The sequence below is a fragment of the Bradyrhizobium sp. CCGUVB23 genome (assembly GCF_024199885.1).
Classification (GTDB): domain Bacteria; phylum Pseudomonadota; class Alphaproteobacteria; order Rhizobiales; family Xanthobacteraceae; genus Bradyrhizobium.
Window position 1 is genome coordinate 8968070 of sequence record NZ_JANADQ010000001.1, and the last position, 12600, is coordinate 8980669.

Consider the following 12600-nt stretch of genomic DNA (forward strand, 5'->3'; position numbering starts at 1 on the left):
TAGACAAGAGACGAAGCGGATCAGCCGACTCTTGCCTCAGCCTGCGCGCTGGACGCGGAGTGTGAAGTTAGAGGAAACGGAGTAGGCGCGCATCGCCGTCGGATCGAAGCGCTTGCGGCGTCGTGGTCGAGTTACAGGCAAGACTGCCGTGCTCCGAAACCATGACACCACGGCGAATGCACAGACCTTAGGCGTCGGCAGCGCTCGTCTTCCCGATCCATTCGGCCAGCCCCTGCTCCGGCTGCAGCGATGCGTCATTCGAGGCCATTTGATCCAGCGCACGCAGCAGCGCCGCGACCAGCGCAGGCTTGCGCAGCGGCTTTGCCAAAAAGTCCGACATCCCCGCCTCACGGCAGATCTTGACGTCTTCCGGGAAGGCGTTGGCGGTCAGCGCAATGACCGGCAGCAGCGCGAAGCGACCACCCGGCGCGCGGATCGCCCTCGTCGCGGCAAGGCCGTCCATCTCGGGCATACGCACGTCCATCAGCACGACGTCATACTCACCGTCCGCGGCGGCCTCGACCGCCTCGACGCCATCGGTCACGACGCGCAAGTCAACGTCGAATTCGCCGAGCATCTTGCTCACGACCATGCGGTTGACGGCGTCATCCTCCGCCACCAACACCTTCAGGGGCCGATCGAGTGCCGCGATGCGGGCCTTGAGCTCGTCGGCCTCGTTGCGATCAGCCTCTTGGTCGGACACCAGCGCCTGGCTCCAGGGCAGTACCAGCGTAAAGCGGAAGGTGGATCCCTCACCCGGCGCCGAATTGACGCCGATCGTGCCGCCCATCTGCTCGATGATGCGCCGGGAGATCGCGAGCCCAAGTCCCGTGCCGCCGAAGCGCCGGCTGATCGAAGCGTCGGCCTGCGCGAAATCGGCGAAGAGCTGACCGACCTTCTCGGGCGCGATGCCGATGCCGCAGTCGGTTACGGTCCACTCGACGGTTGCGAGCAGGTCGCGCCGAGCCTGGCAGGTGGCTGATATCGTCACCTCGCCGGCATCGGTGAACTTCACCGCGTTGGAAGCGAGATTGAGCAGCACCTGCCTGATCCGCGCGACGTCGCCGCGCAGCGCCGGCGGCAGGTTCGGATCGAGCACGACTTTCACCGTCAGGCCCTTGGCCTTGGCACTGGCGCGCACGATTGTCGCAACCGTCTCGACCAGCGCCTGCGGCGAGAAATCGATTGCCTCGAACTCGAAGCGGCCGGCCTCCAGCTTGGAGAGGTCGAGGATGTCGTTGAGGATCCGCTGGAGATTGTCGCCGGACTCGCGGATCGTGGTGACGGCCTCGCGCTGCTCCGGATCGAGCGAGGTCTCGAGCAGCATGCTCGCAAGCCCAAGCACACCGTTCATGGGCGTGCGTATCTCGTGGCTCATCACGGCGAGGAAATTCGATTTCGCCCGGTTTTCGGCCTCGGCCTTTTCCGCGCGCCAGCGCTCGGTGACGTCGCGGCCGAAGCCGCGATAGCCGAGGAACTGGCCGTCGCGATCGTATGACGGCTTTGCCGTCAGCGACCACAGCCGCGCCTCGCCGCCGGCAACGACCTTGATGCTGATCTCGTGCAGCGGCTCGCTCTGCTCCATCAGGCCGATGATGTTGTAGGCGGTGCTCATGTCCTCAGGACAGAGCATGTCGAGCACGTCGGCGAAATGCGCGCCTTGCAGCAGCGGCAACGGCATCTGCGCGACCGCAGCGAAGCGCTCGGGCACGTGCACGAGATGCCCTTCCGCATCGGTCTGCCACAGCCAGTCGCTGGCGTTCTCCTGAAACTCCTTCAGCAAAAGCGAGATGATCTCGGTCTGCCGTTCGAGCGCGAGCTGCGCCTTGAGATTGCCGAGGAACAGATTGCCCTGCGAGACGATGTTGCGCGCCATGAAGAACGCGAACAGCAGCAGGAACACCGCGGTCACCAGATACGGCCCGCTGCCGCATAACAGCAGCGCTCCGGCGCAGGCGAGCGTGATGGTGGCGAGATAGACGAGGCCCGCGCGCGGGAAGGTCGAGAGCGTGAAGGCGCCGCCCGCGATCATCCCGACCATCAGGCAGGCCAGGATCAGCTGGCTGGTCGGCCCGACCTTGCTGAACAGCGCAAGCGGCAGCGTGCCCCATATCAACGCGAGGAAAAAAGCCTGCCGCATGATCTGCCGCGTGGCGCGCGGTGAGGCCTCCTGCGGCGGATGAACGCGAGAGCGCCGCCACGCGCGCAACGCCAGTTCGGCGGCGGCCGTGATCGTTGTTCCCCAGACGACGAGGAACACGTTCCAGCCCCTGCCCCAGAACAGGATCAGCACGATCGCGACCGTGAGCATGTTCACGGCCATGGTCACCGGAATCAGCTGCGTGACCGCATCGACCTGCTTGGCCCGGATCCGACGCATCTCGCGCTCGCTGAGATCGGCCGTCAGGCCGTCCTCGATCTCGAAGCCGCCGAGCCAATAGAGGAACGCGCCGATCAGGCCGTTGCGCGGCTCATTGGTATCTGGGGAGTTGCCGGGCCATCCCATCCGTCAGGACCTTTTCCGGCATGAATGGCAGAGCTCCCGCTTAAGCCGGGTTAATTTCTTGGGAGATTTTGTGCTTCCCGGCCGGCCGTCCTTGACGGCAGTGTTTGCAGTTTGTTCTAACGGTGCCCCAGCCTGGAGTACCCCTGCATGACGATCCGCATCGCCACCTGGAACGTGAACTCGGTCCGGCAGCGGATCGAGCATCTGATGACCTGGCTGAAGGAGTGCTCGCCCGACATCGTCTGCCTCCAGGAGATCAAATGCGTCGACGAGGCATTCCCGCGACTGGAGATCGAGGCGCTCGGCTACAACGTCGTCACCCACGGGCAGAAGACGTTCAACGGCGTGGCGCTGCTTTCGAAACTCAAGTTCGACGAGACCAAGTCGGGGCTTGCCGGCGACGATGAGGACGCGCACGCCCGCTTTCTCGAGGGCGTGGTAACGCTGAAGCAGGGTGTCATGCGGATCGCCTGCCTCTATCTGCCCAATGGCAATCCGGTCGGGACCGAGAAATATCCCTATAAGCTCAAGTGGATGTCGCGGCTTCTTGAGTATTCGAAGGAGCGTCTCAAGGCCGAGGAGCCATTGATCCTCGCCGGCGACTTCAACGTGATCCCCGCCGCTCGCGACGTCCACAATCCCGCGGCCTGGACCGAAGATGCCCTGTTCAAGGCCGAGACGCGCGAGAGCTTCCAGTCCCTGCTCGGCCTCGGGCTCACTGATGCGCTGCGGGCGGTGACCGACGAGCCCGGGCTGTACACCTTCTGGGACTACCAGGCCGGCGCCTGGCAGAAGAACCAGGGCTTGCGGATCGACCATCTCCTGATGTCGCCGCAGGCGAGTGACAGGCTCGCCAATGTCGGGATCGACAGTTATGTGCGCGGCTGGGAGAAGCCGTCGGACCACGTGCCGGTGTGGGCGGATCTGGATCTCGAGGCGGCGTAAGGCTGCCGATTATTCCCGGCGGCCCTGCACCCACTGCTCAAGCATTTGCAGGCACATCGCCCGGTCGTCATCGGAGGCCTTGGCGATGGCGCGGTTGTAGCTTTCCTTGATCCAGGTCTCGTCTGGACCCGCGCTGTCACGCGCCAGCGTCAGCCACATCAGGCCGCGCGCGGCCTGCCGCGGCAGGCGATCGCCGTTGAACAGCATCTGCCCGAGCAGCGCCTGTGCCTCGTGCTGGCCCTTCTGTGCGGCGAGGCCCAGCCAGCGCGCGCCTTGCGTGAAGGCATCGCGCGAGGCGTCCGGCGACTTCAGATAGAGCCGGGCGAGATCGTACTGCGCATCGGCGTTGCCGAAATAGGCTGCCGCATAGGAAAACAGCTCGCGCGCCCGCTCCGGATCCGCCTTCACCTTCGAGTTCGGGATGCCGTTGAGATAATAGCGGCCGAGCGCAACGAAGGCGTTCGCCACCATCGGCGCCTGGGGCAGCGACGGACTGTCGGTCGCATGCGCGTTCACGAGCCGGTTGAAATAGTCGAAGGCGCGCAAATCATCCTGCGCAACGCCCTCGCCATTGGCGTACATCCGCCCGAGCTTCCACTGCGCGATGGGGTGACCACCCTCGGCGGCGTATTGCAGCGCGGTAAAGGAAGCATCGGGATTGGTTGCAGCCGGCGGCAAACCCTTGCGCAGCGCTGCGGCGCTACCCGGCGCCGGCGAGACCACCGGAATGGCTGCATCCTGCGGATTGACCGGCGCACCGTCGAAGGCAAGCGCCGGCGCGGCCAGCGCGGAAGCCCCCAACACAAACGCAACTATGGTACGCCTAGATGTCCGCATAGCACTGTTTCTCGTGCGCGCCGCCCGGATGGGTCACTGCCCCACCGATCGCTGGTCCTACCTGCTGAGCATATTTCCACAGCGCACCCGACGTATGGTTAGTCGCGCGGGAACGCCATTTGGTCTTGCGTTGAGCCAGCTCATCGTCGCTCAATTTTACGTTAAGAGTGCCGGCGACTGCGTCGATCTCGATGATGTCGCCGTCCTCGAGCAGCCCGATCGGTCCGCCGATCGCCGCCTCAGGCCCGACATGGCCGATGCAGAACCCGCGGGTGGCGCCCGAGAACCGGCCGTCGGTGATGAGCGCGATCTTGCCGCCCATGCCCTGCCCGGTCAGCGCCGCCGTGGTCTGGAGCATTTCCCGCATGCCGGGGCCACCCTTCGGGCCCTCGTAGCGGATCACGATGACTTCGCCTTCTTTGTAGGTGCGCTTCTGGACCACGTCGAAAGCGTCCTCCTCCCGGTCGAAGCAGCGCGCCGGACCGGTAAACCTGAGGTTGGACATTCCCGCGACTTTCACGATCGCACCTTCTGGCGCCAAATTGCCCTTCAGACCAACCACTCCGCCCGTGACGGTGATCGGCTTGTCCGCCGGGTGCACCACGTCCTGGTGCGGATTCCATTTCACGCTCTTGAGATTTTCGGCGATCGTCCGGCCCGTCACAGTGAGGCAATCACCGTGCAGGAAGCCGTTGTCGAGCAGCGTCTTCATCAGAAGCGGGATGCCACCAACTTCAAACATGTCTTTGGCGACATAACGGCCGCCGGGCTTCAAATCCGCGACATAAGGTGTTTTTTTGAAGATTTCGGCGACGTCGAATAAGTCAAACTTAATGCCGGCCTCGTGCGCGATCGCCGGCAGGTGCAGCGCAGCATTGGTCGAGCCGCCAGAAGCCGCGACCACAGCGGCGGCATTCTCCAGGGATTTCAGCGTGACGATGTCGCGCGGCCGGATGTTGTCAGCGATCAGGTCCATCACCTTCTCGCCCGCGGTCGTGCAGAAGGCGTCGCGGATCTCATAGGGCGCAGGAGCGCCGGCCGAGTACGGCAGCGCAAGCCCAATGGCTTCCGAGACTGTCGCCATGGTGTTGGCGGTAAACTGTGCGCCGCAGGCGCCCGCCGAGGGGCATGCCACGCGCTCGATCTCGTCGAGGTCCTCGTCCGACATGGCGCCGACCGAGTGCTTGCCGACGGCCTCGAACATGTCCTGAACGGTAACCTGCTGCCCGCGGAAGTTGCCGGGCAGGATCGAGCCGCCATAGATGAAGATCGAGGGCACGTTGAGACGGACCATCGCCATCATCATGCCCGGCAGCGATTTGTCGCAGCCGGCAAGGCCGACGAGGGCGTCATAGGCGTGGCCGCGCACTGTCAGCTCGACGGAGTCGGCGATGCATTCGCGCGACGGCAGCGAGGAGCGCATGCCGTCATGACCCATGGCGATACCGTCGGTGACGGTGATGGTGCAGAATTCACGTGGGGTGCCGCCGGCCGACGCTACGCCCTTCTTCACCGCCTGCGCCTGGCGCATCAGGGCGATGTTGCAGGGAGCGGCTTCGTTCCAGCAGGAGGCGACGCCGACGAAGGGCTGGTGGATCTGCTCGGTGGTCAGACCCATGGCGTAAAAATACGAGCGATGGGGCGCGCGTGCAGGGCCTTCCGTCACGTGACGGCTCGGCAGTCTCTGCTTGATGTTCGTCTTGGCGTCCATCGCAAACCAGTTTCCTCGGACAACCCTTGTCAGACCCGGAAAACGACACCCAAGATTTGAATGAACCCTGGGATTTTTCCTTCGCCGTCGCGAGCGCCGCAGCCCCTGAAAAACTTATGGAGATTTTATTCATGGAGGGGTGTGGCCAAAAAGCGGCGCTGATGAGAACGGGCTGCAATGATGGTTTAATCCGGAAGGAGTGTTGCGCAGACAGCACAATCGTGGCTCATGGGACACGACTGAAGCTACCCTGATACCGTCCTCGGATATCATCTCACGACCTCAGATGTTGCATGGACCTCGCATGCATCCAACCTCGCTGCGCCACCACGAATATTCCTCTGGCTGAGTCGCAACTCATGACGGATGATTAGAGCAGGACGAGCCTTCTCGTTCTCGCGGCGCGTTTCGCCATTGCCGCTGGCCTCATCAACGTCGCCGTGGAATCCGCAACCGACCTCACAATGGCGAACGCGCCGACGGATCCCTCGCATCGACTGGGCGCGATCGACGCGTTGCGCGGGCTGGCACTGTTCGGCGTGCTGGCGATCAACCTCGAGACCGAGTTTCGCGTCTCGATATTCCGGCAGCTTCTCCCCTCAAGCCCGGACCCAACGCTGAACGGCGTCATCGACGCGGCGCTCGCGCTGTTCATCGACCTGAAGGCGTTCGCACTGTTCTCGTTCTTGTTCGGCGTGGGCCTCGCCATCCAGTTCGACCGGCTCGGCACCTCTGCGCGACGGGCGCGCCTCCTCGTCCGGCGGCTGCTCGCGCTGCTGCTGTTCGGCGTGATCCACCTGGTGCTGATCTGGAACGGCGACATCCTCATCGAATACGCACTGGCAGGCCTCGTCGTGCTGCCGTTCCTGTTCGCGCCGCGTTGGATGGTCGTGGTCGCGGCGGCGGTCTTCCTGATCTTCTATGTGCTGCAACCGACGCTGCCGACCCTCATCAGCTTTCCCAATCGGTACGTGCTGGTGGCGCTCGTGAACGCAGCGAACCAGACTTACGCGAACGGGAGCTTTGCGGAGGTGCTGGCGCTGCGCGTGCAGGAACTCCCGGCCTTTCTGCCGCTGCATCTTTATGTGTTTCCGCGCACGGTCGGCCTCTTCCTGACGGGCATTCTCTGTTGGCGAAGCGGGCTGTTCACTGAGGTGGCCGGACGACGCCGAAACCTGCTGGCGCGATCGCGGGCTTCGCGGCCGTCGCAGGCGGCCTGGTGTTGGCGCGGCACACGCACCCGTCTGCGGCTTTGGCCAGCCAGATGGTTTTGGCGTCGGGATACGCCGCCCTGGTGATCGCTGCCGAACAGACATCAACCGGCGCAAAGCTGCTCCGCTTCGCCGAGCCGGTTGGACGCATGGCCTTCACCAACTACATCGTTCAGTCGGTCGTGCTCGGCCTGATCTTCTACGGCTACGGCCTCGGGCTGTTCGGCAGGCTCGGCTCAGCGGCCGGCCTGCTTCCCGTCGTGACGATCTACGCCGCACAGGTGGTGGTCAGCCGGCTCTGGCTTACGCATTTTGCCTACGGTCCGATCGAATGGCTGTGGCGAGCAATGATGTATGGCCGGGCGCCGGCGTTCGGGAAGCAAGACTTGCAGTTCACCGGATAATTTCTAGACCGTCGCGCGCATGTGCGAGGCGACGTCCGGGGTCACCCTGGGTGTCGTGACGCCCGTCATCGGGCTGCGCTTCGCGGCGTCTCCCTCGGTTCATCTGGACCACGGCGCCGAAATCGCCGGGCAAATGGCCTCCGCTCATATCCGGGCTGCGATTTTTTTGTCCCGCGTGTCGATATCTGTCGCGGCAGCACGTCTCTCTTTCAGGCGAGCCACGGGGGCTCGCTCAGTGAAGAATGGAGCGGGCCATGACTTGCTGTCGAACCGGTAAGGCACTCATTCAGTTGCTGTATTTCGTCGCGCGGGCATGGATTGCGTTGACGACGCCATGCGTCGCTCAGAGCCAGGACGGCCTTGCGTCGGGGATCACAACGTTCGCGCGTTGCATCGATTGTGGAATCCGTGACGACGACGCACCGGCGGACGCCAACCTCACCTCCCCCGAAAAAATCTTTTGCTCGATGTCGATCCGTCTGACGGCCGGGCGTCTCCAACCCGATGTCGCGCGACGCGGCATGCCGATGTAACCTTGCGCGAGAGGAGCGAGAGATGAAGTATGCGCTGTTAATCTATGAGGACGAAGCCTTCTACGGTCCCGACAAATCCGGATCGAAGATCGAGGAGATCGTGGGCAAGCACATGGCGTTTGCCCAGGAGCTCGGCGCGAGGCGATTGGGAGGAGCTGGCCTGAAGAGCACGCCTTCGGCCACAACCATCCGCACTAGCGCAGGGAAGAAGACCGTACACGACGGACCGTTTGCAGAAGCCAGGGAGCAGCTCGGCGGCTTCTACCTGATCGAGGCGGCCGATTTGGACGAAGCGATCGCGATCGCCAAGAAGGTGCCGGTGCTCCAGGACGGCGCGATCGAAATCCGGCCGCTACTTCAGCCGTGAACGGATCAGCCATCGAACGCGTCTTTCGGGCGGCGAGCGGGCGTATCACGGCCGCGCTCGTCGCACGGTTCCGCGATCTGTCGCTGGCCGAGGACGCCTTCTCCGAAAGCTGCGTACGCGCCCTCAGCGCCTGGCAAGAAACCGGCGTGCCGGACGACCCCGCGGCGTGGCTTTATCGGGTCGCCTCGCGGGTGGCGGTGGACATGCTTCGCCGGCAACGGACGCGCCGGCAGTTCGTCCCGGATCCGCCGCCACCCGATCCGACCGCGGAGGAAGTCATGATCGACGATCGCCACGTCATCCCGGACGAGCGACTACGGCTGATCTTCATTTGCTGCCACCCTGCCGTCGCTCCGGACGCGCGAGCGGCCTTGACGCTCCGTCTCATTTGCGGGCTGACCGTGAGCGAAATTTCGCGCGCGTTCCTGATCGACGAGGCAACGCTCGCTCAACGCCTGGTGCGGGCGAAGCGCAAGATCGCCGATGCCGCCGTTCCATTCGAATTGCCGGCGCCGGAATACTGGTCCGAGCGGCTGGAAGCGATGTTGTCGACGCTCGAAGTCGCCTACTCCAAAGCCCATGAGGACGCGGCCGGACTGACGCGACACGCGGGCTTTGCGGCCGAGATGCTGCACCTGTCGACCATGCTGGTCGATCTAATGCCCGACGAAGGTGAGGCGCACGCACTGGCAGCGCTGCTCCACTATGCCGAGGCCCGTCGTCCGGCGCGGACCGATGCGCGTGGAATGATGGTCCCGCTATCCTTGCAGGACCCTGCGCTGTGGCGCCGCGAATTGATCGCCGCCGCCGATGCGTTCCTGGTGCAGGCGGCTCGCCTTGCGCCTGAAAGCGCGCGCACGCTCCAGGCAAAGCTACAGGCGTGTTGGTGCACACGCGCGAACCTGTCCGAGCCGGCACCGTGGGGCTGCGTACGGGACGTCTATGATCAGCTTCTCAGGGTTCGAGATGATGCCATCGTTCGCCTGAATCGGGTCGTTGCCGTCGCCGAGCTCGATGGAGCAGATGTCGCGCTCGCAGAGCTCGACACGCTGGACGACAAGGGTCTCGCGCAATTCGGCCCTTACCACGCAGTGCGCGCCGACCTGTTGGCGCGAACTGGACGAGCAGACGAGGCCCGTGCCGAGTACCAGGTGGTCCTTGCGCTCGATCCCCCACCGGCGGAGCGGCAATGGCTCATCCAGCGATTAGGCGAGTTGTCCGCCAAGCTTCAATGATCTCGCATGCGGAGCCCGTGCTGCCCGATCGGTGAGGACGCGACGCCCCCTCAGCGCGCGCCCTTTAGGGTGCACGAGGTGGTGCAGGTCACCGTCGTGCCGTGGTCGCAGGATTTGCAGGCGGCGACACATTGATTCATGTCGCGTGCATTGTAGGAGCTGTAGTTGCGCAGCGGGCAAGCGGCGGTCGAACCGGTGATGTCCTGCTCCGGCTCGCAGGCCGCCGTCATGAGTGAAAGCAAAATGATTACAACAACCCGCATGGGATGACCTGCAAAGCGACAGTTCCTGGAGCCGCTGCACGGCAACAGCCTCCAGCATTCCCATCTGTGGGGAATCGCGGCACGCGATCTGCCCTCACATCCCAAGAGGATGCGCGCCAAGTGTTAAGAACGGCTTTCGGCCCGCGTCACGCCGCGGCTTTGGGCGCAATCGCCCGCCGCGCCTCGGCCGCCAGCTCGTAATAGTGATCCGCGAGCTTGAGATAGAATTCGCGCTTTGCGCTGTCGGTCGCCAGCTTGGCGATCAGCTCGCACTCGGCGGTGAGCGTCTCAAACCGTTCCAGCCTGTCCTGAAGTTCCGTCATCGGCGTGTCCCCGTAAAACGCCTTCGAAGAACGATCAGGGTAAGCTCGCGAAATAAGTCACCGCCAACATCGTTATCTGACCAAATCAATTTTTTACCCGGCGCGGTCTCGCCGGGGCAGCGCTTTGGGTTTTCTGCATCTTTGGGATGTTGACGCGCTGCACCGGCACGAATGGTTGCGGCCGAAGGACGTGACCTTACGCGCGGATACCCTTCATCGAGGGCTGGATCGTCAAACGGTAGGCCACGAAGGCGAGACCGTCGAACTTCTCCACGACCTCGTCGCAGGCGGGGCAGCGGTACTCCCCGGTCGTTGGCGGCTCCGTCGCGAGCTCAAGCCGCCGAAAGCCCGCTTTGCAATGCGGACAGATCACATCGCCCTTCTTCATGCATCACCCCCGTAAAATTAGGGGCGCACTCATAGCACACCTTGAGGCGGAACTGGACCGGCTCAACTCATTCGAAGCAACGCGTTTGGATCATTTATGCTCCATCCGCCAGGCGCCGTCCCAATCGGCGGCGGGTGGATCGGCCTGGAGCCGGTCGACGCGGGTGAGCAGTGTGCGCGACGGACCATCGCCGGGAACGCTCTCCAGCGCCGCGTTGAAGGCGTTCCGGGCCTCGTCCCAGCGGCCAACGCGGTATGCCGCAAGCCCTTCGGCATAGTGCGCCCGCAGGCTCATCTGCTCCCGTGGGAGCGCGCCGGCCTTGCCCATCACCTCGAACACGGGCTGCGGCAGGCTCTGGCCCACGACCGCAAGGCGGTCGATCTCGCGCAACTCGAGGCTCGCGCCGAGTGCAGCGGCCGTCGTCTGCGAAATCAGGATGCGGGTGCCATAAAATTTGTTCGCCGCCTCCAGCCGCGAGGCGAGGTTCACCGCATCGCCCATCACGGTAAAACTCATCATCAGCTCCGAGCCGATGCTGCCGGTCAGGACCTCGCCAGTGGCGATCCCGATCCTGAGGTCGCAAGGAGCGGGCATGGCGCGGATGCCGAGGAGATCGGGGAGCTGTTTCTGAAGCGCCGGCACCTGGTCGGCCATGTCGAGCGCGGCATGGCAGGCGAGCTGCGCCTGCTCGGCCTCCTCGATGAAGGGCGGGCCCCAATAGGACATGATGGCGTCGCCGATATATTTGTCGATGACCCCTCGGTTGGCCCGAATGGGTTCCGACATGACCGTGAAATAGTGATTCATGACCTTGACGAGACCGCGCGGCGTCATGCCCTCGCTCATCGAGGTGAAGCCGCTCATGTCGCAGAACATGATGGTCATCACCCGCCGCTGGCCGTCGACGGCGACCTCCGGCCGGTCGATCAGTCCCTGCACCACCTTCGGATCGATGTAGCGGCCAAAGGTCTCGCGGATGCGCTCGTTGCGGCGCAGCTGCTCGATCATGCGGTTGAAGGCGGCGGCGAGCTCGCCGATCTCGTCCTGCGTCGAGACGCTGATCGTATGATCGAAGCGGCCCGCCTCGACCTCGCGCGTGCCGGCGAGCAACAGCCGCACCGGACGCGTGATGCCGCTCGAGACCAGCAGCGCAAAGGCAAGCCCGACGATCGCCGCAAGCGCAGTCACGACGCCCGAGATCACGATCGCCTGCCGCTGGTGACGGATCACTTGCGAGGTGCTGACAAACACCTGCGCCAGCATGTCGGCGCGGATCGCATCAATCCGCTGCGTGAAGAGATCGCGCAGCGCATCGACATGGGCCATGGTATCGCGCGCCGCCGCGAAATCCTTGGCATCGAGCTGCTTCAAGAGCTTTGCGTCAGCCTCGGAAAGCTCGCGGCGTAGCTCGTTGACGGCACTCTCGATCCTGGCGTCGATGCGGCCGAGCGCCGCGTTGTCCGACGGCGTGCTCTCATCCTCGATGATCGCATTGATCAGCTTTCGCGCGGTGTCCGCCTCCTGGACGACCTGCGTGTCCGACTCCCGATACTCGCGCAAGCGGGTTGCAAACCCCTCCTCATCCGGCGGCGTCTGCATCTTGGCGATCACCATGCGCCGCAATGCCAGTGCCCGCTCCAGCGAGCGGACATTGGCGCGCGCCAGATCGCCATAGGCAGGAATGTACCGGCCCGTCAGCTCGTCGAGCAGGTGCCCGACCCGACTCGACATCACCATCGACAGGATCGAGGTGACCACCATCAGCACGATCAGCCCGAGGGCGATGCCGACGATCTTGCGCCTGATCGACTGGTTGAAAATCGGCATGGCGAGCTTGGGCACTTTGGCTTGAGGAACCTTTTGACCTCCATACACCG

Annotated in this window: 13 protein-coding genes; 6 read left to right on the forward strand and 7 right to left on the reverse strand. The window is 64.1% G+C overall.

Annotated elements, in window-relative coordinates:
- Window positions 1-187: 187 nt before the first annotated feature.
- Window positions 188-2506: an ATP-binding protein gene (locus tag NLN62_RS42055; protein ID WP_254112531.1), complete on the reverse strand. Its 2319-nt coding sequence runs from the start codon at window positions 2504-2506 to the stop codon at window positions 188-190.
- A 147-nt stretch (window positions 2507-2653) separates the two neighbouring features.
- Here NLN62_RS42055 and xth point away from each other — a divergent pair, with 147 nt between their 5' ends.
- The gene (xth, locus tag NLN62_RS42060; protein ID WP_035662109.1) at window positions 2654-3451 is read left to right on the forward strand and encodes an exodeoxyribonuclease III; all 798 of its coding nucleotides are present in this window, start codon (window positions 2654-2656) and stop codon (window positions 3449-3451) included.
- Window positions 3452-3460: 9 nt separating this feature from the next.
- Here xth and NLN62_RS42065 read toward each other — a convergent pair whose 3' ends face one another.
- Together NLN62_RS42065 and ilvD are read right to left on the reverse strand one after the other, a co-directional pair.
- The gene (locus tag NLN62_RS42065) at window positions 3461-4288 is read right to left on the reverse strand and encodes a tetratricopeptide repeat protein (protein WP_027522676.1); all 828 of its coding nucleotides are present in this window, start codon (window positions 4286-4288) and stop codon (window positions 3461-3463) included.
- Window positions 4275-5999: a dihydroxy-acid dehydratase gene (gene ilvD / locus NLN62_RS42070; RefSeq protein WP_254112532.1), complete on the reverse strand. Its 1725-nt coding sequence runs from the start codon at window positions 5997-5999 to the stop codon at window positions 4275-4277. The genes NLN62_RS42065 and ilvD overlap by 14 nt, the downstream gene beginning before the upstream one ends.
- A 464-nt stretch (window positions 6000-6463) precedes the next feature.
- Here ilvD and NLN62_RS42075 point away from each other — a divergent pair, with 464 nt between their 5' ends.
- The 5 genes from NLN62_RS42075 (at window position 6464) to NLN62_RS42095 (ending at window position 9749) form a co-directional block, all read left to right on the forward strand.
- The gene (locus tag NLN62_RS42075; RefSeq protein ID WP_254112533.1) at window positions 6464-7297 is read left to right on the forward strand and encodes a DUF418 domain-containing protein; all 834 of its coding nucleotides are present in this window, start codon (window positions 6464-6466) and stop codon (window positions 7295-7297) included.
- Window positions 7294-7614 (forward strand): DUF418 domain-containing protein, encoded by a 321-nt coding sequence (locus NLN62_RS42080; RefSeq protein WP_254112534.1) that lies wholly within the window; start codon window positions 7294-7296, stop codon window positions 7612-7614. The genes NLN62_RS42075 and NLN62_RS42080 overlap by 4 nt, the downstream gene beginning before the upstream one ends.
- Window positions 7615-7904: 290 nt before the next feature.
- Complete coding sequence (locus NLN62_RS42085) at window positions 7905-8147, forward strand: hypothetical protein (RefSeq protein WP_254112535.1); 243 nt, start codon at window positions 7905-7907, stop codon at window positions 8145-8147.
- 22 nt (window positions 8148-8169) lie between these two features.
- Window positions 8170-8514 carry a YciI family protein gene (locus tag NLN62_RS42090; RefSeq protein WP_027522672.1) on the forward strand — a complete coding sequence of 115 codons (345 nt, stop codon included), beginning with the start codon at window positions 8170-8172 and terminating at the stop codon, window positions 8512-8514.
- Window positions 8511-9749, forward strand: coding sequence for an RNA polymerase sigma factor (locus NLN62_RS42095; protein ID WP_254112536.1), 1239 nt, complete (start codon window positions 8511-8513; stop codon window positions 9747-9749). Before NLN62_RS42090 ends, NLN62_RS42095 begins: the two co-directional genes overlap by 4 nt.
- 50 nt (window positions 9750-9799) lie before the next feature.
- On the opposite strand, the gene NLN62_RS42100 is transcribed toward NLN62_RS42095, so the two are convergent.
- The 4 genes from NLN62_RS42100 to NLN62_RS42115 all read right to left on the reverse strand — a co-directional run bounded on the left by NLN62_RS42100 (window position 9800) and on the right by NLN62_RS42115 (window position 12550).
- Window positions 9800-10012: a hypothetical protein gene (locus NLN62_RS42100; RefSeq protein ID WP_027522670.1), complete on the reverse strand. Its 213-nt coding sequence runs from the start codon at window positions 10010-10012 to the stop codon at window positions 9800-9802.
- 146 nt (window positions 10013-10158) lie between these two features.
- Window positions 10159-10335, reverse strand: coding sequence for a hypothetical protein (locus NLN62_RS42105; protein WP_198031739.1), 177 nt, complete (start codon window positions 10333-10335; stop codon window positions 10159-10161).
- A 196-nt stretch (window positions 10336-10531) separates the two neighbouring features.
- Window positions 10532-10723, reverse strand: coding sequence for a hypothetical protein (locus NLN62_RS42110; RefSeq protein ID WP_027522669.1), 192 nt, complete (start codon window positions 10721-10723; stop codon window positions 10532-10534).
- Window positions 10724-10813: 90 nt separating this feature from the next.
- Window positions 10814-12550 (reverse strand): adenylate/guanylate cyclase domain-containing protein, encoded by a 1737-nt coding sequence (locus tag NLN62_RS42115; protein ID WP_254112537.1) that lies wholly within the window; start codon window positions 12548-12550, stop codon window positions 10814-10816.
- Window positions 12551-12600 lie beyond the last annotated feature (50 nt).

What these genes read in the sequence shown, in the direction of transcription:
- NLN62_RS42055 (WP_254112531.1), bottom strand. Translation starts at nt 2,506, where the DNA reads ATGGGATGGCCCGGCAACTCCCCAGATACCAATGAGCCGCGCAACGGC.
- xth (WP_035662109.1), top strand. Translation starts at nt 2,654, where the DNA reads ATGACGATCCGCATCGCCACCTGGAACGTGAACTCGGTCCGGCAGCGG.
- NLN62_RS42065 (WP_027522676.1), bottom strand. Translation starts at nt 4,288, where the DNA reads ATGCGGACATCTAGGCGTACCATAGTTGCGTTTGTGTTGGGGGCTTCC.
- ilvD (WP_254112532.1), bottom strand. Translation starts at nt 5,999, where the DNA reads ATGGACGCCAAGACGAACATCAAGCAGAGACTGCCGAGCCGTCACGTG.
- NLN62_RS42075 (WP_254112533.1), top strand. Translation starts at nt 6,464, where the DNA reads ATGGCGAACGCGCCGACGGATCCCTCGCATCGACTGGGCGCGATCGAC.
- NLN62_RS42090 (WP_027522672.1), top strand. Translation starts at nt 8,170, where the DNA reads ATGAAGTATGCGCTGTTAATCTATGAGGACGAAGCCTTCTACGGTCCC.
- NLN62_RS42100 (WP_027522670.1), bottom strand. Translation starts at nt 10,012, where the DNA reads ATGCGGGTTGTTGTAATCATTTTGCTTTCACTCATGACGGCGGCCTGC.
- NLN62_RS42105 (WP_198031739.1), bottom strand. Translation starts at nt 10,335, where the DNA reads ATGACGGAACTTCAGGACAGGCTGGAACGGTTTGAGACGCTCACCGCC.
- NLN62_RS42110 (WP_027522669.1), bottom strand. Translation starts at nt 10,723, where the DNA reads ATGAAGAAGGGCGATGTGATCTGTCCGCATTGCAAAGCGGGCTTTCGG.
- NLN62_RS42115 (WP_254112537.1), bottom strand. Translation starts at nt 12,550, where the DNA reads ATGCCGATTTTCAACCAGTCGATCAGGCGCAAGATCGTCGGCATCGCC.